Raw genomic sequence first — 22393 nt, 5'->3', positions numbered from 1 at the left:
GACGAAGTAAGTGGTCTGTTACGAAAAAAGGGCGGGCATTTTAACAGGCTGGACGGATTCTGCCGCGACTCTCCGACATTGTGACGCAAGGCACGATCTAAATTTGCCGGTTTTGTTACTTTCCCGCAGGATGCGCAAAGAATTTAAGGCTATTGTTCAACCTGACGCGATATAAGTTAGCGGTTGATAACCATTCGCATTGTAATCGCTCCTCGGCGAGTCATAATGCCTTTCGCCCATGTTTTTTGCAGAGTCTAGGGAGCTAGCTTGTCTACGCCTGTCGAACCCTTGCGTTTGCTGCTGCTGGCCGATGATCCGGCCTGGGCGGCGTTGTTGCGCGAGTGTCTCGCTCCGCTGGGGGGCACGGCCATGCTGGTCAGTGCGACTTCGTGGGAGTTGGTCCGCGGCCTCTTCGATGACGAGCGCGCGGCGGTATTGCTGACCGTTCCGCAATTGCAGCCGGCTCCGGGGCGCTGCAGCCTGCCGACCGTGCTGCTGCTCGATGACGAGCCGGAAGTCGCGCCGCTGGGCGCCAGCGACTGGCTGGTGCGCGATACCCTGGATACCGCGACCCTGCGCCGCTGCCTGCGGCATGTGCACGAGCGCGGGGTGCTGGAAAACACCCTGCAGCGCCTGGCCGAACAGGACCCGCTGACCGGCATCGCCAACCGCCAGGGTTTCCAGACCCTGCTGACCGCACGCCTGGCCGAGAACGACGGGCGCGGCCTGGCCCTCGGGCATCTTGACCTGGACAACTTTCGCCATGCCAACGACGCGCTGGGCCACCAGGCCGGCGATCGGCTGATCCTGCAGGTGGTCGCGCGCCTCAAGAGCCAACTGGAGGCCGGTGACCAGCTGGCCCGCCTGGGCAGCGACGAGTTCGCCCTGCTGATCGATACGCGCCGGGCACCGCAACGCGCCGAGTGGATGGCCGAGCGGATCGTCGAGGTCATGGCCGAACCCTACTGGATCGATGGCGAAAGCCTGCTGATCGGCTGCAGCCTGGGCATCGCCCATGCCCGCGCCAAGGCCGGTGCCGACCCGCTGATGTGGCATGCGCACATCGCCATGCAGCAGGCCAAGAGCACCCAGGGCTGTACCTTCAATGTCTTCAACGAACGGATCAACCGCAACGCCCGCAGCCTCGCCGACCTGGAAAGCGAGCTGCGCCGGGCGTTGCGTCGCGACGAGCTGGAACTGCATTACCAGCCGCGCCTGGACCTGGGCAGTGGGCAGATCGTCGGCCTCGAGGCCCTGGTGCGCTGGCGTCATGGCGAGCGCGGGCTGCTGCCGCCGAGCGAATTCGTGCCGCTGGCCGAGCAGAGCGGGCTGATCGTGCCGCTGGGCTACTGGGTAATTTCCCGGGCCCTGCGTGACATGCAGGATCTGCGTCAGCGTGGGCTGGGGCCGTTGCACATGGCGGTCAACCTGTCGTTCCGGCAGTTCCAGGACAGCCAGCTGCTGTCGACCCTGAGCCGGCTGATTGCCGAGCGTGGGGTCGAGGCGCAATGGCTGGAGTTCGAACTCACCGAGACGGCGGTGATGCGCCGCAGCGACCTGGTCAAGCAGACCATGGATGCCCTCGGGCACCTGGGCGTGCGTTTTTCCCTGGATGACTTCGGTACCGGTTTCTCCTCGTTCGTGCACCTCAACAGCCTGCCGATCGCGCTGCTCAAGGTCGACAAGAGCTTCGTCGGCGGCATGGAGCAGCGCGAGGAGAACCGCAAGCTGGTTCACGCCATGATCAACCTGGCCCACAACCTCAACCTGGAAGTGGTGGCCGAGGGGGTCGAGACGCCGGAACAGCTGGCCCTGCTGCACGGCTTTGGCTGCGACCAGGTACAGGGTTACCTGATCAGCAAGCCGCTGCCGCTGGAGGAGCTGGCCCAGTACCTGACTTCCTGCGCCAGCCAGCCGGCGATCCAGGCCGTCTGCTGAACGCATGGATGCAACAACCTTCCTGTAGGAGCGGGCTTGCCCGCGAAGAGGCCCTTGGGGGCACAAAAAGCTTCGCGGGCAAACCACGCTCCTACAGCGCGCGGCCTCCCGAGCCTGGCGCGGTCACTGTGGGAGCCGCCCGGCCGTCTCCCACATGATCCTGGCCCTAAGGGGAGGCGTTCATGGCCGCTTGAGCCGATGCATTCTTCTCGCCTTTGCCCAGCATCCGCTTCATCCGCCATTCGAACGCCAGCGTCAGGCCGATTGCCGCACACGCCAGCCCCAACGCCAACCCCCACCAGACCCCGGTCGGCCCCCAGCCAAGGTTGAACGCCAGCAGCCAGGCCGACGGCGCACCGATCAGCCAGTAGCAGCCGAGCCCGACCAGGAAGGTGGTCTTGGCATCCTTGAGCCCGCGGATCGCGCCCATGGCGATGGTCTGGGTGCCGTCGAACAGCTCGAACCAGGCGGCCACCGCCAGCAGGCTGACGGCCAGCTCGATCACCGGGCGGAAGGCCGGGTCGTTGTGGTCCAGGAACAGCCCGATCAACGCGTTCGGCGCCAGCCAGAACAACATGGCGAAGGCCAGCATGATCGCCGCGCCGAAGGCGATGCCGACCCGTCCGGCCCGCCGCGCGTCCAGCAGTTGCCCGGCCCCGTAGTGCTGGCCGATGCGCAGGGTGATCGCGTAGGAAATCCCCGCTGGAATCATGAACGCCACCGAGACGATTTGCAGGGCGATCTGGTGCGCCGCCAGTTGCGTGCTGCCCATGGTGCCCATGCACAGGGCCGCGAAGGCGAACAGTCCGACTTCCACGGCATAGGTCCCGCCAATCGGCAGGCCCAGCCGCCACAGCTCACGCAGGTACTGCCAGTTCGGCCGTGACAGGCCCTTCAGCAAGGGGTAGTCGCGGTATGCCGCATTCCGCCGGATGTACCAGGCCAGGGCCAGTGCCATGCAGTTGGCGACGATCGCCGTGACCAGGCCGATCCCGGTCAGGCCCAGGTGGGGCAGGCCGAACATCCCGGTGATCAAGGCATAGTTGAGCAGGAAGTTGGCCACGGTGCCGCAGAGGCTGATCACCATCACCGGCGTAGCCCGCCCCAGCGCACTGGTGAAGCCGCGCAGGGCCATGAAGCTCAGGTAGCCGGGCAGGGCGAATGGCAGCACCATCAGGAACTGGCCGGCGGCCTGCACGTTGGCGGGTTTCTGGCCGAACAGCAGCAGGATCGGCTTGAGGTTCCACAGCAGCAGGCCGGCGCCCAGTGCCATGGCCCAGGCCAGCCAGAGCCCGGCCTGGGCCAGGCGGGTGACGCCTTCGGTGTCGCCGGCGCCATGGCGGATGGCGACCAGCGTGCCGACCGCGGCAATCACCCCGAGGCAGAAGATCGACACGAACGAATAGCTCGCCGCGCCGAGGCCACCACCGGCCAGGGCCTCGGGGCTGAGCCGGGCCATCATCAGGGTGTCGGTCAGCACCATGAGCATGTGCGCCAACTGCGAGGCGATCAACGGCCCCGACAGCCGCAGGATGGCCCAGAGTTCGGTACGTGCTGGATGCTGCATGATCATCGGACTCTCAGAGTGACAGAAGGGTTAAAGGACTGATTCTCGGCGCTTGCACGGCTTTGCACAAAGGGATAAAAACGATTGCTCGCATGATAAAAACTCATGCAGCCATTTCTGCCAGGTGCTGTTCCATCCCGTTCCCGGAAGGTCACTCATGTCCCGTCGCCTGCCCCCGCTCTATGCCCTGCGCGCCTTCGAGGCGGCGGCGCGCTACAGCTCGTTCACCCGGGCAGCGGAAGAACTGTCTATCACCCAGAGCGCGGTGAGCCGGCACATCCGCACCCTGGAGGATCATTTCGCCTGCCGGCTGTTTCAGCGCAACGGTCGCAACCTGCAACTGACCGAGGCCGCGCGGTTGCTGTTGCCGGGGATTCGCGAGGGCTTCGGCGCGCTGGAGCGGGCCTGCGATACCCTGCGCGCCGAAGATGACATCCTGCGCATGAAGGCGCCGTCGACGCTGACCATGCGCTGGCTGCTGGCGCGTATCAGCCGCTTCCGACACTTGCAGAAAGGCAACGAGGTACAGCTGACCAGTGCCTGGATGGACGTCGACAACGTCGATTTCAACCAGGAGCCGTTCGATTGCGCGGTGTTGCTCAGCAACGGGCATTTCCCGCCGGATTGGGAGTCCAGCTACCTGTTTTCCGAGTGGCTGATCCCGGTTGGCGCGCCCACCCTGCTCAATGACCAGCCGTGGGATGTCGAACGCCTGGCCGCCACCGAGCTGCTGCACCCGACGCCGGACCGGCGCGACTGGCGCAACTGGCTGGAGCGCATGGGCCTGTCCGAGCGGGTGTCCCTCAAGGGTGGGCAGGTGTTCGACACCCTGGAGCTGGGGATGATTGCCGCGGCCCGGGGTTATGGCGTGTCCATGGGCGACCTGCTGATGGTCGCCGAGGACGTCGCCCAGGGACGCCTCAGCCTGCCCTGGCCGACCGCCGTGGCCAGCGGCGAAAAGTACTACCTGGTATGGCCGAAAACCCGCCCCGGTGGAGAACGCCTGCGTCGGTTGAGCGACTTCCTGCAGGGCGAAGTCGCGGCCATGGAACTGCCCCGGGTCGAGCGGTTGGGTTGAATGCGTAATCCTTCGGTCAGATTTCTGGCAAATATCCCTCCGATTTGCTCAAGTATCTGTATGAGCAGCCGACTGTAGCGACATGGAACCTTCGTTCAGAAAGGCCTCTCACGACTCAACTTGAAAAAACCGGGTAGCGCCATGGGATAAGGATGACCCGGCTACTCGGTCAGGAGCTGTTCATGCCTCAACCCCGTGCTCGCATCGCCACGCAACTCGGTCTTGCGCTTTCCGTCATCCTGGCGGTGGTGATCAGCGGCAGTACCGTATTCGCCCTGCGTTCGCTGGACTCGGCCAACCTCGATACCCGCGAAGAGCATTTGGCCAGCGAAGCACGCCTGCTCGCCGACCAGTTGAATACCTTCCACGGCACCCTGCGCGAAAGCACCCAGCGCCTCAGCGGGCTGTTCGAGAAGCGCTTCAGCAGCGGCTTGAGCGCGCGCACCGATGAGCTGGTCAGCGTGGCCGGTACCCAGGCCCCGAGCCTGTACCTGCGCGACAAGCTGCTCAACAACGACTTCACCGAAGTCGACGACTTCAAGCAGATGACCGCCGGTGTCGCGACCCTGTTCGTACGCAGCGGCGAGGACTTCATCCGCGTCAGCACCTCCCTGACCAAGCAGGACGGCAGCCGTGCCATCGGCACCCTGCTTGACCACCAGCACCCGGCCTACGCCAGGCTGATGGCGGGCCAGAGCTATGTCGGCCGTGCGTTGCTTTTCGACCGCTACTACATGACCCAGTACACCCCGGTGCGTGACAGCAGCGGCAAGGTGTTCGCGGTGCTGTTCGTCGGCTTCGACTACACCGATGCGCAGAAGGCGCAGTTCGACAACCTCAAGCGTTTCCGCATCGGTACCACCGGCTCCCTGGCGCTGCTCGACGAGCAGAAGCGCTGGCTGGTCGCGCCCGCCCAGGTGAATGATCCCGAGCAGGCGGCCAAGGTGATCGCCGACCTGGCGAAGCAGCCGGGCCAGGGGCGCTTCTGGAGCGACAAGGGCGATGACGTCTACAGCGTCGCGGTACCTTTCGAGGACGGCCCGTGGTCGGTGGTGGCGAGCATGCCCAAGGCCGAGATCAGCGAGGTGACCTGGAGCGTCGGCATTCGCCTGGTGTTCGGCAGCCTGCTGGCGATGTTGCTGGCAGTCGGCGCGGCGGTCTGGCTGCTGCGCAGCAAGCTGCGTCCACTCGGTGACCTGGTGCACCAGGCGCAGGCCCTGGGGGCCGGCGACCTGAGCGTGCGGCTCAACGTGTCGAGCCACGACGAGATCGGCCAGCTGGCTGGCAGCTTCAACCAGATGGGCCAGGCGCTGTCGACCATGGTCGAACACATCCGCAAGGCCGCCCAGGAGGTCAACGGTCGTGCCCAGGCCTTGTCCGGCCTGTCGAGCGGGGCCTACGAAGGCATGGAACAGCAGTCCGGTGAAATCACCAGCATGGCCGGCGCGGTCGAGGAGTTCAGTGCCACCTCGCTGAACATCGCCGACAACATGAGCAACACCGAGCGCCTGGCCCAGGAAAACGCCCAGCAGACGCGTATCGGTCGCAGTTCGATGGAAGAGGCGTCCTCGTCCCTGGAGCAGATCGCCGCTGCGCTGGGCAGCACGGCGACCGTGATCAACACCCTGGGCCAGCGTTCCCAGGAAATCGGCGGCATCGTCGGCGTGATCACCTCGATTGCCGAACAGACCAACCTGCTGGCGCTCAACGCTGCCATCGAAGCCGCCCGTGCCGGAGAACAGGGCCGTGGTTTCGCCGTGGTCGCCGATGAGGTACGCAGCCTGGCGGGCCGCACCCGCGAGGCGACGGACGAGATTTCCAGCATGATCCACAGCATCCAGCAGGAAACCGGTCACGCCATCCAGACCATGGAGCAGGGCAACGCGTTGATGCAGGAAGGCCTGTCGCGTAACGCCAACGTCGCCTCGGCATTGCAGCGCATCGACGAACAGAGCCGTTCGGCCGGCCAGCAATTCGCTGCTATCACCACCGCCACCCAAGAGCAGAGCAGCACCGCGACCCTGCTCAGCAGCAACCTGCAGAGCATCGCCCTGGCCAACAGCGAACAGCGCGAAGTGGTGTCCAACCTGGCGCAGACCGCGCGTGAGCTGGAAACGCTGGCGGCGGAGTTGCGACAGGAGGTTGATCGGTTCCGTTGAGGCGGTGCCGGTCTTTAGATCCATTCGCGGGCAAGCCACGCTCCTACAGTACCGAGTCGTACATGGACCCTGTATACGACTCGGCACTGTAGGAGCGTGGCTTGCCCGCGAATAGTCCCTCAACTTCACCGCAGTACTAGCCATTATCCCGGCCATATCAGGCACTACTGGGCCGATACTGCAACGCCTCGGCCAGATGCTCACGGCTGATCCCCTCCACCCGCCCCAGATCCGCCAACGTTTCGATCGTTCCCACGCTCGGCGTGGGAATGCCTCCCAGGACGCTCGGCGTCCGTTCTTGCGACGCCGAGCGTCACGGGCTGCGTTTCCACGCGGAGCGTGGGAACGATCATCAACAACCAATGACTGGAGCAGGGCTTGTCGGGGCGCCGAATCGCCGCGAATAGGCCCTCAACCTCTCCGCGATATATCAGGCGCTACTGGGCCGATACTGCAACGCCTCGGCCAGATGCTCACGGCTGATCCCCTCCACCCGCTCCAGATCCGCCAACGTTTCGATCGTTCCCACGCTCGGCGTGGGAATGCCTCCCAGGACGCTCGGCGTCCGTTCTTGCGACGCCGAGCGTTACGGGCTGCGTTTCCACGCGGAGCGTGGGAACGATCATCAACAACCAATGACTGGAGCAGGGCTTGTCGGGGCGCCGAACCGCCGCGAATAGGCCCTCAACCTCTCCGCGATATATCAGGCGCTACTGGGCCGATACTGCAACGCCTCGGCCAGATGCTCCCGGCTGATCATCTCCACCTGCTCCAGATCTGCCAACGTCCTTGCCACCTTCAGCAACCGATGCGCGGCCCGCAGCGACAGGGTCAGGCGCTCGCAGGCTGTCTCCAGCCAGGTTTCATCGGCTGTGGATAACTTGCAGTGCTGGCGCAAACCCTCCAGATCGAGAAAGGCGTTGGCGCAGCCCTGGCGTTGCTGCTGGCGCAGGCGGGCTTCTGCAACCCGCTCGGCCGCCTTGGCCGTAGTGTTTCCCGGCTCCTTCACCGGGTTCAACGCCGTGGCCTCACGGGCTACGGTCAGGTGCAGGTCGATACGGTCCAGCAGCGGGCCCGACAGCTTGTTGCGATAGCGCTGGATCTGTTCCGGCGTGCAGCGGCAAAGGTTGGTCGGGTCGCCAAGATATCCACAGGGGCACGGATTCATCGCCGCCACCAACTGGAAGCGTGCCGGAAAACGCACCCGGTCGCGGGCGCGGGAAATGATGATATGGCCCGACTCCAATGGCTCGCGCAGTACTTCCAGGACCTTGCGATCGAACTCCGGCAGCTCGTCGAGAAACAGCACGCCGTGATGGGCGAGGGTGATCTCGCCGGGACGCGGCCGCGACCCGCCACCCACCAGCGCCGGCCCGGAGGCGGAGTGGTGGGGTTGGCGAAACGGCCGCTGCGGCCAATTGCTCAGCGGCACATGACTGGCAACCGACTGGATCGCCGCCACTTCCAGCGCCTCATGCTCATCCAATGGCGGCAACAGCCCGGGCAGCCGGCTGGCCAGCAGCGTCTTGCCCGTACCCGGTGGGCCGCTGAACAGGAGGTTGTGCGCGCCGGCAGCGGCAATCAGCAAGGCACGCTTGGCGGCGAGTTGGCCCTGTACGTCACTCAGGTCTGGGTAGGGCTTGGCCTGGTGCAGCAGGCCGTTGGATTCGAACGGCTTGATCGGCGCATGGCCATTGAGATGGGCGACCAGTTGCAGCAGGTGGTCGACGGCAATCACCGTCAGCCCGCAGGCCAGCGAGGCCTCTTCGGCATTGGCCAATGGCACCACCAATGTGCGTCCGGCCGCGCGGGCGGCCAGTGCGGCGGGCAACACGCCTTGTACCGGGCGGATGGCACCGGACAGGGCCAGTTCACCCAGGCACTCCATGTTGTCCAGTGTCAGCGCCGGCACCTGGATGCTGGCGGCGAGGATGCCCAGGGCGATGGCGAGATCGAAGCGTCCGCCATCTTTGGGCAGGTCCGCCGGAGCGAGGTTCAAGGTGATGCGTCGGGCGGGAAAATCGAGGGCCGAATTGAGGATCGCGCTGCGTACGCGGTCCTTGCTTTCCTTCACGGCAGTTTCCGGCAGCCCGACCAGGGTCAGGCTCGGCAGGCCGTTGGCGAGATGGGTTTCGACGGTGACGGCAGGGGCTTCCACGCCGACCTGGGCGCGGCTGTGGACGATGGCCAGGGACATGTTCTTTCCTTGAACGTGAGGCGGGTTTACTGCGTTTCTGGAAGGCTAGACGAGTGAGGGGGAGGGTTGAGCGCTTTTGTGTGTCCAGAAAAAACGCCTCTGAATGGCGCCATGCCTGTAGCACTGAGGCAGCGAGCCCACCGCAACTCCCTGTAGGAGCCGGCTTGCTGGCGATGGTGTCCTTTCTGTCCCTGGCGATTTTGCTGGATGGCCGCCTTCGGCGGATCGTCGGAAGGCCGCCCGCAGCAAGCCGGCTCCCACAAGGGGCAGAGAAGTGATTCCGGATTAAAGAAGGCCCGCGCATTTGCGGGGGCTTTTCTTTTTCAGCGTGACATTACTTCCCCCTGAAATCGGCTCATTTGGTGGCTGTGAATTCTCCGAACAGTTGCGCGACATGTCGCGCCACTTGGCGATGGTTTCGGTGCACCTGATCGAGTTGGCGCAAAGCCAGGTGGATGGGTTGCTGGATCAGCAGCACTGAGACACAGGGTAAACAGCCGCCATGGCTGATCGTGCCCACGCTCTGCGGGTGGGCATGCAGCCGGTGACGCTCTGCGTTACCAGGACGGGCGCAGAGCGCCCTGGGAGGCGTTCCCACGGGGACCGTGGGAACGATCGGATAGCCCCCATCGCTGATCGTGCCCACGCTCTGCGTGGGCATGCAGCCGGTGACGCTCTGCGTCACCAGGGCGGGTGCAGAGCCTCCTGGGAGGCGTTCCCACGCCGAGCGTGGGAACGTCGGAGTCTGGCCGCCGCAAAGCAAAAGGCCCGCTCAAAGGCGGGCCTGGTGGTTCAGGGGAAACTCAGCGGGCTGTCAGCGCCGCGTAGCTGTTCATCAGGTTGCGATAGTTCGGGATCCGCTGCGACAGCAGGTTGCCCAGGCCTTCGATGTCGTTGCGCCAGTCGCGGTGCAGCTCACAGGCCACCGAGAACCAGTTCATCATCTGCGCACCAGCCTGGGTCATGCGGTTCCACGCCGCCTGTTGCACCGTTTCGTTGAAGGTACCGGAAGCATCGGTCACCACGAACACATCAAAACCTTCAGCCAGCGCCGACAGGGTCGGGAAGGCTACGCAAACGTCAGTCACCACACCGGCGATGATAAGTTGCTTGCGGCCGGTGGCCTTGATCGCCTTGACGAAGTCTTCGTTGTCCCAGGCGTTGATCTGGCCGGGGCGGGCGATGTACGGCGCGTCCGGGAACATCTCTTTCAGCTCTGGAACCAGCGGGCCGTTCGGGCCCTGTTCAAAGCTGGTGGTCAGCACGGTCGGCAGGTCGAAGAACTTGGCGAGGTCAGCCAACGCCAACACGTTGTTCTTGAACTCGTTCGGCGAGAAGTCCTGCACCAGGGAAATCAGGCCGGTCTGGTGGTCGACCAGCAGGACTACGGCGTCGTCTTTGTTCAGGCGGTTGTAGGTTGGCTTGCTCATGGTGGAATCCTTTTTCGTTAAGTGGTTAAAAGCTGTGTCGTTCAACTTGTGACCAGATTAATGAGTCGCCGAAAAAGGAAAAAGCGGCTGAAACCGGTTTGACTGTCGCGCCAAGATGGACAATCTCATTTCTGCCATCATGAACACGCCAAGGGCCGGTACTGTCAGCTCAGTTACCTGAAGACTTCATCGTGTGGCGAGCGGGCTAGCCCGCGCTGGGTCGCGACGCGGCCCCAAATACAACGATCCGGTCTACCAGGCTCTCCGAAGTGGCAGGTTTTGCGGCTGCTGTGCAGCCGAGCGTGGGCAAGCCCACTCGCCACGTTGTGCACGGGGGGGCAGCTCCCCACGGACCGGTTGGAGAAACGGGTTCGGCCTCTCGGGAGTGTGCTGGTGAACGTATCGCCGACCAGGGATAAATCGGGGTTCCCGTGGCCCCCGCCAGAAAAGCCTCTGCCGTCTGGCGACATACGATCAGCCGCGAATCTCCAACTCACTCAGAGCGTAAACCGCCCAATCGTCCCATTGAGCTCGCCGGCCAACTGCGCCAGTGCCTCGCTGGCTCCGGTGGTCTGGCTGGCGCGTACGGCGGATTGGGCGGAAAGGTCGCGAATGCGCACCAGGTTCTGGTCGACTTCCCGGGCGACCTGAGCCTGTTCTTCCGAAGCGCTGGCGATCACCAGGTTACGCTCATCGATCTGTGCCACCGATTTGACGATGCTCGACAGGGCCAGGTTGGCGGAGGTCGCCTGGCTGTGGGTCTGCTCGGCCTGCGAGGTGCTGAGTTCGAGGGCCTTGACCGTGTTGTGCGTGCCGACATGCACCTGTTCGATCATGCTTTCGATTTCCCGGGTGGATTCGCCCGTGCGGTGTGCCAGGCCGCGAACCTCGTCGGCCACCACGGCGAAGCCCCTGCCGGCTTCACCCGCGCGTGCCGCTTCGATTGCCGCGTTCAGGGCCAGCAGGTTGGTCTGCTCGGAGACGGCGCGAATCACTTCCAGCACCTTGCTGATCGCCTGCGTGTGGTCCGACAGCAGTTGTGCCTGTGCCGAGGCGTCACCGACATTGCGTACCAGATGGCTGATCGAGCCCAGGGTCACGTTGAGTTCATCCTGTCCTGAGCGCGCGGCGCTGTTCGAGGACCGGGAAGCTTCGGAGGTCGAGGCAGCATTTCGCGCCACTTCCTCGACAGCCTGGGTCATCTCGGTGACGGCGGTGACCGCCATCTCGATTTCGATGTTCTGTGCATTCAGATCGGCATGGCTATCGCGCATCAAGGCGTTCAGCTCTTCGGCCGCGGAGCCCAGCTGGTCGGCGGCAGCGCCGATCTGGAGCAGCATCGTGTGCAGATTGCCGCGCATGCGTTCCATCGACTGGAGCAGCAGGGCGGCTTCATCGACACCCTCGATGTCGGTCGCAAACTGCCGCAGGTCCCCGGAGGCGATCTTCTCCGAGCTGCCCAGGGCCTGGCTGATGGGACCGGCCAAGCTGGCGATCAGTCGCCAGGCGAGGATCAGCGTGTACAGCAGTGACAGGAACAGTACGCTGCCGATCACGATTCGGGCACTGCTGTAGGCGGCTTCGGCGGCTGCGGATGATTGTGCCTGGGAGTCATCGTTGATCGTTTCGAGTTTCTGCAGCTGTTCCTTGATCTGCCCTGCGATCGGAACCATTTTGCCGATGATGACTTCCTGGGCCTCTTCGTGCTTGCCAGCCTTCAACAGGTTGTAGCTGGCTTCAGTATCGGCGCTGTATGTGGCATATAGCGCGACAATGCCGTCGACCGCCGATTTTTCCTCCGCACCGCCGATGAGCGGGCGATACCGTTCGATTGCCGCATTGAACAGTTTCTGTTTTTCCTGAGTGTTGGCATAGGCTTCGGGTAGTTTGGCCGGCGTTACCGACAACAGGCGCACGACCTCGGTCCGGGTGTTCGAGAACGCCAGTGCTATATCGTCGCCCAGGGCGATGCCGGGCAGTGCATCATTTTCGATTTTCTGCCCTTCTTCCCGTACCTTGGCAATCTGCACCAGGCCAAAGATGCCCAGCATCAGGACGATCAGGACAATCGAGCAGAAACACAGCAGGACCCGATTGGCGATTTTCATTTTGCGCAGCAAGATTCATTACCTCGATTCAGTAGTCAAAAATCGGATAGTGGCGAGGCCATCAGGTCGGATAGTTCCCGATCACGCACGGTCTGGACGCCCCAGGCAAAAGGCGCTGTGGCTTGCTCACCAGGAAGCCTTGCATCCACTGCGCTGCGCAATTCGCCAGGCGTTCGGTATCGGCATCAAACTCCACGCCTTCGGCTATCACGTGGGGGGCCAGCGTTTTGCACAGCCCCACCAGATGCCTGAACGCCTCGTCCGCCACTTCGCAAGTTCGCGCGCGGTGCAAGTAACCCTTGTCGATTTTTATAATGTCTGGTGAGGCGGTACGGATGAATTCAAGCGTGCTGAAGCCCGAGCCGAAATCGTCGACAGCCACAAGGCAACCCAAACTTCGCATGCGGATGACAAACTCTGTTGCAGCCCTGTGATTTGACGAAGCGCTTTCCGTTATTTCAATAACCAGCCTTGCAGCCAGTCCGGGCTCGGCCCGCAGTTGGGAAATGATGTGGCTCCACTGCTCGTCCAGTACCGCACTTTGTGCAGATATATTGCAGCCCAGTCGTTTCCCTGGAAAATTTCTCAACATGTCGATGACACTCGACACGACACAATGATCGAGAGCTCTTATGCAGTTCCTTCCTTCCAGTACTGGAAATGGGTTGAGCTGCATGGGGCCACCGCAGTGTCTCAAGAGTCCTTCGTAGTACAGGTTCGTATTCGCTCCGGTCGACATGATCGGTTGGAAGGCGAGAAAGAAATGACCCCGCGCGAGTTCGCCGTAGAACCAGTGGGTGAAGTCCGGCGTTTCCTCGGACGAGACGCTACAGAACTCCAGCTCGGAGTTCATGTCCATGTGAGAGACCATTGGCATTACCTCCGCCGGTAACGGACACCTGCGTATTTGATGGAGTGGGAGTCTCAACGGCGGGTGCCGGTTTTTTGCGGCGACAACCAGGCGATTCCCGTCGCATCGATTCTCAGGTGCCTGGCGCGCCGTCTCGCCGATAGCGTTCGCGGTGCGTGCGTGTCTCGCGGGAAGAGCACGATACGATGGGAAATGACATTAGGTGGCTAAGGGCCATCACCTGGAGGATAATCGCACTGGGACACTACCCTGGCTAGTGTCTTGAGTTGCCTTTACGGTGTCCTGTCGTGCAAATCACTCCCTGGTAGTTCAGGCTTGGCCATTAAGTGATCAATAAGAAGTTTCAGGGTGAGCAATGTCGGATCTTGTGATTGTTGAATGTAATGATATTGCCAGGATGATTTCGAAGAAGAGCCTCAAGATAAAGGAAGTCTTTGATTGTTATGGATCAGCAGTCTTCAAATCGATTGAGCCCAATAAGCTGGATTTTTCCCTGATCTACCGTTTCCTTGATGAAGTCTATGAGTGCACAGAGGATGTTGATATCGGCCTTGTGGCCTATCAGTACGCCAGGCCGGGTTTCTTCGGCGTGCCAGGTTATTCGATGATGTCCAGTCCCACGCTCGGAGTGGCGTTGGAGCGCCTGGTCAAATACTCCCCGCTGATCACCAATGCGCCATTGATTCGCCTGGATGACAGGGACGGGCGTCTCAACATGACGGTGCATCTCGAGGGTTCGTCCTGTGCTCAAGCCCCCAGATACATTATCGATGCCGCCGCTGCTGTCATGCTTGGTCTCGTTCATTGGCTCGGTCATCCACTCAAGGCCCAGCCGAGCCTGATAGAGCTGCCTTATTCCAGGCCTGCCGACACGACCAGTCTGGAGAGCCTGTTTGGTCGTTGCCTGAATTTCGATGCGCCGCACCTCAGCCTCTCGTTCAGCCACGATATAAGAGAGGCGCCGGTGTTTACCGCAAACCCTGCATTTGAAGAGACTCACTGCAGATATGCCGATGCGCTGCTGGAAGAGCAGTTGAACGGCTCGCTGGTTGAAAAGGTTCGTTCGGTATTTTCAGCAGGTGTTGTCGAAGGGCGGCTGCCTTCGCTTCAGAACGTGGCGGATGAGCTGCACATGAGCACACGCACGCTGCAGAAATCCCTGGAGCGAGAAGGTGTCACTTTTTCCGAGTTGCAGGAAAACCTGAGAAAGGAAATCGCCGCCAACCTGTTGTCCATCCCCGCATTGAGCCTGAAGGAAATATCTTCGGTGCTCGGTTTTTGCCAGCCAAGCAGTCTGCACAAGGCCTGCCAGCGCTGGTTCGGCTCATCGCCTGGCCAGGTTCGGGCAAAAAACAGCAGAAACCTGCCGGTTCACTGAGTACTTATGCCGACGATCGCTCCCACCTGCGCCCAAGTGGTCCTGAGACTGAAGGGGCTTGCGCACCCTGCCTCGCATCAGGTCGAGGACCTGCATGCCCACCTCGGCGACATCGCCGCCAGCGGACAGCGGGTCCGGATAGAAGAAATTTCGAATTTCGTGGAGGTACTCCAGGCCGCATCGAATCGTCCCGATATCGGTCTGGGCTGCTATGAGCTGTTCCATCCAGGCCAGCTCCAATCCCAGCTCTACCCCATGATGTCCAGTGCCACGCTGGGCGAAGCCATGACTATTCTTTCGCGCTATTCAGCGATCCTGTCGGATGGAGTTCCATTGCTGATCGTGGAAGAGCCAGAGTCCTGCAGCGTGGTTTTCCTGCGCCTGGAGTTGCTGGACCTCTGCAGGTCCTACATCGACTGTTATCTCTCCACCATCATGGCGATCGTCCATTGGCTGCTCCCCCTGCACGGGGTGACGCCGGTCGAGACAACCTTCAGCTATGAGGCGCCGGCCGATTGCCGCGAACTGGAGGCTCTTTTCGGCAGCAACCTCAGGTTTTCCAACCTGGTCAACAAGATCACCTTCTCGGCCAGGGACTGGCACCAGCGGCTGCCGACCGCTTCTCTGGAGTTGAAGCTGCATCATGAGAGCCAGGTCAACTCGGAGCTTCAGCGTTTTCCACTGAAGGTGTCGTCAGTCGTGAAAAACCATATCGTCGTGGGTCTGGCAAAGGGCATCGTCGTTTCCCTCGAGAGTATTGCGAGCGCCTTGAACCTGACGCCACGAATGCTTCGCAATCGGCTGGATGAAGAACTGACCGGCTTCCGGGAGCTGCTGGACGAATGCCGCTTGCAGTTGGCCCGCCACTTGATCGGCTCGACGGACCAGAGTGCGGCGGCGATTGCGCAGAGCCTGGGATTCACCGAACTCAGCAGCTTCTATCGAGCCTGCAACCGATGGTTCGGCTGCGCTCCCGGCGCCTATCGCCTGAAGTCGGCCCGAGTACGTTCGCCCCGGGCCGAACCGGTCAGCGCTCCTTGATCTCGCCCTCGTCCGTATCGCTGGCAAACAACCGCGCCAGTTCCACCCGGGCTTCCTGCGCTGTCTCCATGACCTTCGAGCGGTCCCCGCGCACCAGGTGCTGGGCCGCCAGGGTCTCTTCGTCGTGGACCATGAACTGCCGGATCCGCCGCTCCGCCTGGGCTGAGCCAAGGCCCAGGCCTTCCAGGGCACGCCGGGTCATTTCCAGGCTCGAATAGTAGGTCTCGCGCACCGGTTCCGCGCCGGCATCGAGCAACTGGTGCACGTGCTGGCGGTTGCGGGCACGGGCCAGGACCTTGACCTGCGGGTACAGGCGCTGCACGGTTTCCGCAGTCTTCACCGCCTTTTCCGGGTCATCCAGCGCGACGATGAAGTACTCGGCTTCGCCGACCTTGGCGGCGCTGAGGATTTCCGGGCGCAGCGGGTCGCCGTAGAACACCGGCACGTGCTCGAAGTTGCGGGTCATCTCGATGGTGTCGACCGAGGTGTCCAGGCCTATGAACGGAATGCCCTGGGCATGCAGGATCCGCGCGACGACCTGGCCGACGCGACCCATGCCGGCGATGACCACCCGAGGGCCGTCGCTCTTGATCTTCCGGAGTTCTTCCGGCACTTCGCGGGCCGGTTGCGGCGGCGTCTTGATGAAGTGTGCGCAGGCCATCAGCAGCAACGGCGTGACCGCCATCGACAGGGTGATGGTCATGATCAGCGTGTCGTAGGTGCGGGTGTCGAACAGGCCGAGGTTCTGGCCGAGCTTGAACACCACGAAGGCGAACTCGCCACCGGCCGCCAGCACCATGCCCAGGCGCAGGGCGGCAATACGTGACAGGCCGCCAGCCATGCGCCCGACGAACATCAGCAACGGCAGCTTGATGGCGATCAGCAGCAGGGTCAGGCCGATGATCAGGCCGGGGTTCTCGAACAGCAGCGGCAGGTTCGCACCCATGCCGACGCTCATGAAGAACAGGCCCAGCAGCAGGCCCTTGAACGGCTCGATCTGCGATTCCAGTTCGTGGCGGTATTCCGAGTCGGCCAGCAGCAGGCCGGCGAGGAACGCGCCGAGGGCCATTGACACACCGGCCAGTTCCATCAGCCAAGCGGTGCCGATCACCACCAGCAGCGCGGTGGCGGTGGCGACTTCCGGCAGGCCGGTGCGGGCCACGGCGCGGAACAGCGGACGCAGCAGGTAGCGGCCACCGACCACCACCACGGCGATGCTGCCGAGCACCTTCAGGCCATGCACCAGGCCGCTTTCGCCGGTTTCCTGCACACCGGTCACGGCCAGCAGCGGCACCAGGGCGATCAGCGGGATGGCGGCAATGTCCTGGAACAACAGGATGGCGAAGGCCAGGCGGCCATGGGGGCTGTTCAGTTGGCGGCTCTCGGCCAGGCTTTGCAGGCCCAGCGCGGTCGACGACAGTGCCAGGCCCAGGCCGAGCACGATCGCCGCCTGCAGGCTCTGGCCGAAGGCGGCCATGGCCACGGTACCGATCACCAGGCCTGTGAGCAGCACCTGCGCCAGGCCGACACCGAACACCGCCTTGCGCATCAGCCAGAGGCGCTTGGGCGACAGTTCCAGGCCGATGATGAACAGCAGGAACACCACGCCCATCTCGGAGAAGTGTGCGACGTGCTCGGCGTTGCCCATCAGCTTCAGCACTTGCGGGCCGATCAGCACGCCGGCCAGCAGGTAGCCGAGTACGGCGCCGAGCTGGAGGCGCTTGGCCAGGGGGACGATGATGACGGCGGCCATCAGGAAAATGACCGAAGCCTGCAGCAGGCTGCCTTCATGTGGCATGGGAGAATTCCCTTTCTTCAGTAAAACGGTGGAAGCCCGCCAGCAGTGCAGCCTGGCGGGCTTGTGTTCGCAGGGATCAGCCCAGGGTACGTTGTGGAGCCTTGTGCACCATGGTGTAGGCGTAGTCCACGCCCATGCCGTAGGCGCCGCTGTGCTCGCGCACCAGGTCCATCACGGCATTGTAAGTGTCCTTGTGGGCCCAGTCGCGCTGGTACTCGAGCAGAACCTGCTGCCAGGTCACCGGGATCGCGCCGGCCTGGATCATCCGCTGCACGGACATGTCGTGGGCTTCCTGGGTGGTGCCGCCGGAAGCGTCGGTGACGATGTACACCTCGTAGCCTTCAGCCAGGGCTTCCAGGGCCGGGAAGGTCAGGCAGACCTCGGTCCACAGGGCGGCCATGATCAGTTTCTTGCGACCGGTGGCCTTCACCGCCTCCACCAGTTTCCTGTCTTCCCAGGAGTTCATCGAGGTCCGCTCGATCGGCTGGGCACCCGGGTTCACGGCCAGCAGTTCCGGCCAGATGTAGCCGCTGAAGCTTTCGGTCTCGACCGAGGTGTAGATGGTCGGCACGTTGAAGATCTTGGCCGCCTTGGCCAGGCCCACGGTGTTGTTCTTCAGGGTCTGGCGGTCGATCGACTGCACGCCGAAGGCCATTTGTGGCTGGTGGTCGATCAGGATCAGGGCGGAGTTGGTTGGGTTCAGCAATTCGCGGTTGGACATGATTGAGTTCCTTTTTAAGTCGATAAAGTGTGTGAAGCGAATTCGGCACCGGCCTGGCGTTTTGCTCAGTGGCTGCGGTATGGGTGTACTTTAGGGGCGATCCGTGTTCGAGACAATTAGGCAAAAATGAGAATGATTGATTCTAAAATAGGGACAATGTTTTCAAGGCTCGAGTGAGTGCTGAAACGGCCGGGTCAGGCGCTTGCCAGAGGAGGGGGCAGGGGAGGAGGGGAAGACGTGACAGGCCAGGGCGGCCTGCCACGTTGGCTGCTGCGGGACCAGGCGTTACGCCTGGAAGTCCTTGAGCAGTTGATCGGCAATACGGATGCTCAGGGCCGCGCCGGTCAGCGTGGGGTTCACGCAGGACGACGACGGCATCACGCTGGTGCCGGCGATGAACAGGTTGGCGTGGTCGTGGGCGCGGCAGTCACGGTCGACCACCGAGTTCTTCGGATCGTCGCCCATGATGGTGGTGCCCATGATGTGCTGGCGGTTCTGGAAGCCCACGTCGGTGCTGAGGATGTCGGCGTCGAGCAGCTTGGCGAACTGCTTGAAGTCCTCCAGGGCCTTTTCCTTGCCGGCGTGCCAGTAGTCCGGGACGCTGTAGTAGATCTCCGGTACCGGCAGGCCGATGGCATCGAACTTGGTCTTGCTCGGCGTCACGCGGTTTTCCGGCAGCGGCAGGGTTTCGAAGTCCACCGCCCAGTTCAGCGAACGGGCCGATTGCAGGCGGATCTGCTCGTCGAGTTTCGAGCCGAGCACACCCTTGGCGATCAGGTTGCTGGTGATCTGCGAGGTCGGCACCGTGTTGCGCACCTTGATCTTGTAGCTCGGGTAGTCCTTGCGGAAGCCGCCGTCACGGCTGTTGAGGTACACCAGCAACTGGGTCGGGCCTTCGCCTGGCCACATGTCTTCCTTGGTCATCACGTTCATGCTGATGCCGGTGTGGTCCATCAGGTTGCGACCGACCTGGTCGGAAGAGTTGGCGATGCCGTTCGGATACTTCTCGGACGTGGACATCAGCAGCAGCTTCGGCGACTCGATGCCGTAGGCCGCCAGCACGAAGTAGCGGGCGGTCAGGCGGTGCTGGGTCTTGTCCGGGCGCATGTACCAGATCGCGCTGATCTTGCCGTCGTCACCGGCCTCGATCTTGTACACCACCGAGTTGTCCAGCAGCTTGGCGCCATGCTTTTCGGCTTCATCGATGTGCATGGAACCATCGTACTTGGCGGCAATCGGGCAGACCGGGTTGCAGTTGTTGTTGCCGGCGCACGGCGGGCGCTTGCCGTAGGGACGGGTGGCGCGGCCGTTGGGTTCCAGGATCGGGTTGTAGCCGCCCTTGCTGAGCATGCTCGACAGGCGCTTGAACATGTAGCTCGGCTTCAGGCCCTCCATCGGGTAGGGGATGGAGCGGGGCGGGAAGGCTGCGCCGCCCTGGCCGCTTTCGTCCTGGCCATCGACACCGGACACGCCCAGCTCGGTTTCGGCGCGGGCGTAGAAGGGTTCCAGTTCATCGTAGCTGATCGGCCAGTCACGCCCGCGCCCGTACAGGCTGTTGAGACGGAAGTCGTTGGGCAGCATGCGCCACAGCGAGGAACCGAAGTGCCAGGTGGTACCGCCGACCACGCGCAGGTACGAGGTGTTGTATTTCACCGGGCCGACCTGCTGCAGGTAGTCGCCATAGGTAGAGGGCGCGTGCGGCAGGCTCGGGTACGGCGAGCCGGCGCCTTGCAGCTTGGCGTTGGCCAGCGACAGCTTGACCGGGGCGTTGCGGAAGGTTTCGACGATGTCGCGGCGGTTCACCCGCGGACCGGCCTCGAGGACGATCACGGATTTGTTGGCCTTGGCCATTTCGGCGGCGATCAGGCCGCCCATCACGCCGGAGCCGATGATGACCACGTCGGCATCGTAAGCAGCACTGCTCATAGTTGGGTGTCCTGTCTATCGGTTGGCTTGTTGCCCCAGGAGTCGGGGCCACCGCCGTAGGTGGGGATGGCGAGGATGCCGTGGGTCGGCGCGTACATCAGCGCTTCGGAGTAGCTGACCAGTTCGGCGTCGGCGAGCTCGCCGACGATGCCCAGGTACCAGGCCGAGATGATGCTGGTGGCAGTCGCCTTCAGCGACGCATCCGGGTTGGGCTGGGCCAGGTATTCGTCCACGTGCTTGAAGCCTTGCGTGGTGATCAGCTGGCGCAGGGCACCGACGTTGCCGGCGAAGTTCGGCGCACGCTTGCTCAGGGCGCGGTAGTAACGCGCCGCCAGCACCGGGTTGACCGGGCGGCTGACGAGGAACTGCGACAGGGCGATGAAGTCCTGGTCGTCCGCGGCCAGCACCGATTGCCACGGGGCGAGGCTGCCGACCAGGGCGGCCAGGCCGAGGGTCACCGAGCCGCGCAGCAGGCTGCGGCGGGAGAGGGTGTGCTTGTCAGTCATTGAAGTTTCCATGGTTCAGGCCTCCACGCGCTGGCGACGGGTCTTGAGCCTGAACAGCGCCAGGAGGACCAGCAGGCCGAGAATGATCAGGCCCGGCACGCTGTACTGCGCCAGGACGGCGAGCGGCGCCTTGGGGCCGCCTTCGCGTACACGCGCCACGTCGGCGGCGGTCACGGTGGTTTGCGGATTGCCGTAGTGGGTCAGCACGTAGTTGCTGACATCGGCGATTTCCTGGTCGGTGAGGCGGTCGGTATAGAACGCGTCGGGACCGAAGCCCGGCATGTCGATGGCGACGCCGTCGACCTTGCGGTGCACGCCATGGACGATGGTCGCGATCAGGTTGTCGGCACGGCTGGTGGCGGTGTTGTGGAACAGTGACGGGTACTCGCGGTTGCCCTGGCCGTTGGCCTGGTGGCAGTTGGCGCAGGTGCCGCTGAAGATGTGCCAGCCCGGGTTGTCCTGCGGCTTGCCGCCGCGCAGGGTCAGCTCGTCGCTGGAGGCCTGGCCGAAGGTGTGGCGTGCCTGGCGTTCGCCGCTGGCGACCGGAGTGGTCTGCAGCAGGTAGGCGGCGATGGCCTTGAGGTCGTCATCACCCAGGTACTGCAGGCTGTGCTCGACCGCCTCCGCCATCGGTCCGGCGGCCTGGGCCTTGCCCTCGACGTGGCCAGTGCGCAGGTAGGCGACGATTTCGTCGCTCGACCAGGCGCCGATGCCGCTGGTCTTGTCCGAGGTGATGTTCGGTGCGTACCAGGCGCCCAGCGAGCCGCCGGACAGCGCCTTGTCGTTGTTGGCGGCCATCAGCACGTTGCGCGGGGTGTGGCAGGTGTCGCAGTGGGCCAGCGCATTGACCAGGTAGTCGCCGCGGTTGACCTGGGCCGACTTGGCCGGGTCCGGGGTGAAGCGCTTGTCGCTGTGGAACAGCGCGTTCCAGCCGATCATCGAGGCGCGGATGTTGAACGGGAAGTCCAGCTGGGTCTTGGGGCTCGGGGCGTCCACCGGTTTCACTTCATGCATGAAGTACTGGTAGAGCTCGGCGATGTCGCTGTCGGTCATCTTCGCGTAGGAGGTGTACGGCATGGCCGGGTACAGGTGGGTACCGTTCGGCGTCACGCCGTCGCGCACGGCACGGGCGAAGTCCGCCTCGCTGTAGTTGCCGATCCCGGCAGTTTTGGACGGGGTGATGTTGGTCGAGTAGATGACGCCCATCGGCGAGTTCAGCGGGTAGCCGCCGGCGAACGGCTTGCCCCCGGCACTGGTGTGGCAGGCCACGCAGTCGCTGGCCACCGCCAGGCGCTTGCCGGCCGATGCGTTGGCGTCGAGCGCCTCGGCATGGGCCCCCAGGCTGATGGTCATCAGGGCCAGCCACCCGGCCAGGGTATTCCTCATGGGTCTTGCCTTCTGCACGCCAGGCAACAGCCGACCCATCCTTTGCGGATGCATGTGTAACTCCTCACGGTTTGACTTGCGCGCGTGACGCCCGATCCGTGTCATTTTCATAACCGGATAAGAGTCGTCGTACGACATCGTATGTTTGCGGTTAATATTTCACATGCTGTAACATTTAACAACGATTATGGCAAAAAGCCATTACGTGTTTGTTGCAGCTAAAGGCTCTGGAACGTATGTTTCAGAAAGTAGGTGGCCCGTCGACATCGTGCGCGCGATGAGGGGGCGA

At 63.1% G+C, this 22393-nt stretch carries 16 protein-coding genes and 1 pseudogene; 6 read left to right on the top strand and 11 right to left on the bottom strand.

All coding sequences use genetic code 11. The features are described from left to right. Positions 1 to 267 precede the first annotated feature (267 nt). Positions 268 to 1938, top strand: a complete 1671-nt coding sequence (locus HU752_RS31660) for a putative bifunctional diguanylate cyclase/phosphodiesterase (RefSeq protein ID WP_186687609.1) — start codon at positions 268 to 270, stop codon at positions 1936 to 1938. 166 nt (positions 1939 to 2104) lie between these two features. Here the strand turns inward: HU752_RS31660 and HU752_RS31655 are convergent, their stop codons facing one another. Further along, on the bottom strand, positions 2105 to 3511 hold the full coding sequence (locus HU752_RS31655) for a NorM family multidrug efflux MATE transporter (RefSeq protein ID WP_186687606.1): 1407 nt from the start codon (positions 3509 to 3511) through the stop codon (positions 2105 to 2107). Between the two features lie 151 nt (positions 3512 to 3662). Between HU752_RS31655 and HU752_RS31650 the strand changes: the two genes are divergently transcribed. Continuing rightward, positions 3663 to 4583, top strand: a complete 921-nt coding sequence (locus HU752_RS31650; RefSeq protein WP_186687604.1) for a LysR substrate-binding domain-containing protein — start codon at positions 3663 to 3665, stop codon at positions 4581 to 4583. A gap of 182 nt (positions 4584 to 4765) precedes the next feature. Further along, positions 4766 to 6742, top strand: a complete 1977-nt coding sequence (locus tag HU752_RS31645) for a methyl-accepting chemotaxis protein (RefSeq protein WP_186687602.1) — start codon at positions 4766 to 4768, stop codon at positions 6740 to 6742. Between the two features lie 430 nt (positions 6743 to 7172). Here HU752_RS31645 and HU752_RS32350 read toward each other — a convergent pair. Both HU752_RS32350 and HU752_RS31640 read right to left on the bottom strand, forming a co-directional pair. Then, positions 7173 to 7256 (bottom strand): annotated as a pseudogene (locus HU752_RS32350) (magnesium chelatase subunit ChlI family protein); the annotation flags it as partial. A gap of 189 nt (positions 7257 to 7445) precedes the next feature. Further along, positions 7446 to 8939 carry a YifB family Mg chelatase-like AAA ATPase gene (locus HU752_RS31640; RefSeq protein WP_186689342.1) on the bottom strand — a complete coding sequence of 498 codons (1494 nt, stop codon included), beginning with the start codon at positions 8937 to 8939 and terminating at the stop codon, positions 7446 to 7448. A gap of 328 nt (positions 8940 to 9267) precedes the next feature. Between HU752_RS31640 and HU752_RS31635 the strand changes: the two genes are divergently transcribed. After that, entirely contained in the window at positions 9268 to 9420 is a 153-nt protein-coding gene (locus HU752_RS31635; RefSeq protein ID WP_186689341.1) for a hypothetical protein, read from the top strand. A gap of 322 nt (positions 9421 to 9742) precedes the next feature. On the opposite strand, the gene ycaC is transcribed toward HU752_RS31635, so the two are convergent. The 3 genes from ycaC to HU752_RS31620 form a co-directional block, all read right to left on the bottom strand. Then, complete coding sequence (gene ycaC, locus HU752_RS31630) at positions 9743 to 10369, bottom strand: isochorismate family cysteine hydrolase YcaC (protein WP_217838499.1); 627 nt, start codon at positions 10367 to 10369, stop codon at positions 9743 to 9745. 497 nt (positions 10370 to 10866) lie between these two features. Then, positions 10867 to 12477 carry a methyl-accepting chemotaxis protein gene (locus HU752_RS31625; RefSeq protein ID WP_186688674.1) on the bottom strand — a complete coding sequence of 537 codons (1611 nt, stop codon included), beginning with the start codon at positions 12475 to 12477 and terminating at the stop codon, positions 10867 to 10869. 61 nt (positions 12478 to 12538) lie between these two features. Beyond that, positions 12539 to 13348, bottom strand: a complete 810-nt coding sequence (locus HU752_RS31620) for an EAL domain-containing protein (RefSeq protein ID WP_186688671.1) — start codon at positions 13346 to 13348, stop codon at positions 12539 to 12541. 355 nt (positions 13349 to 13703) lie between these two features. Here HU752_RS31620 and HU752_RS31615 point away from each other — a divergent pair, with 355 nt between their 5' ends. Further along, on the top strand, positions 13704 to 14726 hold the full coding sequence (locus tag HU752_RS31615) for an AraC family transcriptional regulator (protein ID WP_225920086.1): 1023 nt from the start codon (positions 13704 to 13706) through the stop codon (positions 14724 to 14726). Between the two features lie 6 nt (positions 14727 to 14732). Then, positions 14733 to 15767, top strand: a complete 1035-nt coding sequence (locus HU752_RS31610; protein WP_186688668.1) for an AraC family transcriptional regulator — start codon at positions 14733 to 14735, stop codon at positions 15765 to 15767. On the opposite strand, the gene HU752_RS31605 is transcribed toward HU752_RS31610, so the two are convergent. From HU752_RS31605 to HU752_RS31585, 5 genes are all read right to left on the bottom strand, one after another. Continuing rightward, on the bottom strand, positions 15754 to 17565 hold the full coding sequence (locus HU752_RS31605) for a monovalent cation:proton antiporter-2 (CPA2) family protein (protein WP_186688666.1): 1812 nt from the start codon (positions 17563 to 17565) through the stop codon (positions 15754 to 15756). The genes HU752_RS31610 and HU752_RS31605 overlap by 14 nt on opposite strands. A 76-nt stretch (positions 17566 to 17641) precedes the next feature. Next, a complete protein-coding gene (locus tag HU752_RS31600; RefSeq protein WP_186688664.1) occupies positions 17642 to 18286 on the bottom strand; it encodes a hydrolase in 645 nt (214 codons plus the stop codon). Between the two features lie 285 nt (positions 18287 to 18571). Beyond that, the gene (locus tag HU752_RS31595) at positions 18572 to 20212 is read right to left on the bottom strand and encodes a GMC family oxidoreductase (RefSeq protein ID WP_186688662.1); all 1641 of its coding nucleotides are present in this window, start codon (positions 20210 to 20212) and stop codon (positions 18572 to 18574) included. Further along, positions 20209 to 20718, bottom strand: a complete 510-nt coding sequence (locus tag HU752_RS31590) for a sugar dehydrogenase complex small subunit (protein WP_225920085.1) — start codon at positions 20716 to 20718, stop codon at positions 20209 to 20211. Before HU752_RS31590 ends, HU752_RS31595 begins: the two co-directional genes overlap by 4 nt. A 15-nt stretch (positions 20719 to 20733) precedes the next feature. Next, on the bottom strand, positions 20734 to 22104 hold the full coding sequence (locus HU752_RS31585; RefSeq protein WP_186688658.1) for a cytochrome c: 1371 nt from the start codon (positions 22102 to 22104) through the stop codon (positions 20734 to 20736). Between the last annotated feature and the right edge of the window lie 289 nt (positions 22105 to 22393).

The organism is Pseudomonas vanderleydeniana, from assembly GCF_014268755.2.
GTDB lineage: Bacteria > Pseudomonadota > Gammaproteobacteria > Pseudomonadales > Pseudomonadaceae > Aquipseudomonas > Aquipseudomonas vanderleydeniana.
The sequence above is the reverse complement of the archived record's forward strand: the minus strand, read 5'-3'. Positions and strand labels throughout refer to the sequence as shown.

Coding starts and splice junctions, on each gene's coding strand:
- HU752_RS31655 (WP_186687606.1), bottom strand. CDS start 3,511: ATGATCATGCAGCATCCAGCACGTACCGAACTCTGGGCCATCCTGCGG.
- HU752_RS31650 (WP_186687604.1), top strand. CDS start 3,663: ATGTCCCGTCGCCTGCCCCCGCTCTATGCCCTGCGCGCCTTCGAGGCG.
- HU752_RS31645 (WP_186687602.1), top strand. CDS start 4,766: ATGCCTCAACCCCGTGCTCGCATCGCCACGCAACTCGGTCTTGCGCTT.
- HU752_RS31640 (WP_186689342.1), bottom strand. CDS start 8,939: ATGTCCCTGGCCATCGTCCACAGCCGCGCCCAGGTCGGCGTGGAAGCC.
- ycaC (WP_217838499.1), bottom strand. CDS start 10,369: ATGAGCAAGCCAACCTACAACCGCCTGAACAAAGACGACGCCGTAGTC.
- HU752_RS31625 (WP_186688674.1), bottom strand. CDS start 12,477: ATGAAAATCGCCAATCGGGTCCTGCTGTGTTTCTGCTCGATTGTCCTG.
- HU752_RS31620 (WP_186688671.1), bottom strand. CDS start 13,348: ATGGTCTCTCACATGGACATGAACTCCGAGCTGGAGTTCTGTAGCGTC.
- HU752_RS31615 (WP_225920086.1), top strand. CDS start 13,704: ATGTCGGATCTTGTGATTGTTGAATGTAATGATATTGCCAGGATGATT.
- HU752_RS31610 (WP_186688668.1), top strand. CDS start 14,733: ATGCCGACGATCGCTCCCACCTGCGCCCAAGTGGTCCTGAGACTGAAG.
- HU752_RS31605 (WP_186688666.1), bottom strand. CDS start 17,565: ATGCCACATGAAGGCAGCCTGCTGCAGGCTTCGGTCATTTTCCTGATG.
- HU752_RS31600 (WP_186688664.1), bottom strand. CDS start 18,286: ATGTCCAACCGCGAATTGCTGAACCCAACCAACTCCGCCCTGATCCTG.
- HU752_RS31595 (WP_186688662.1), bottom strand. CDS start 20,212: ATGAGCAGTGCTGCTTACGATGCCGACGTGGTCATCATCGGCTCCGGC.
- HU752_RS31590 (WP_225920085.1), bottom strand. CDS start 20,718: ATGACTGACAAGCACACCCTCTCCCGCCGCAGCCTGCTGCGCGGCTCG.
- HU752_RS31585 (WP_186688658.1), bottom strand. CDS start 22,104: ATGAGGAATACCCTGGCCGGGTGGCTGGCCCTGATGACCATCAGCCTG.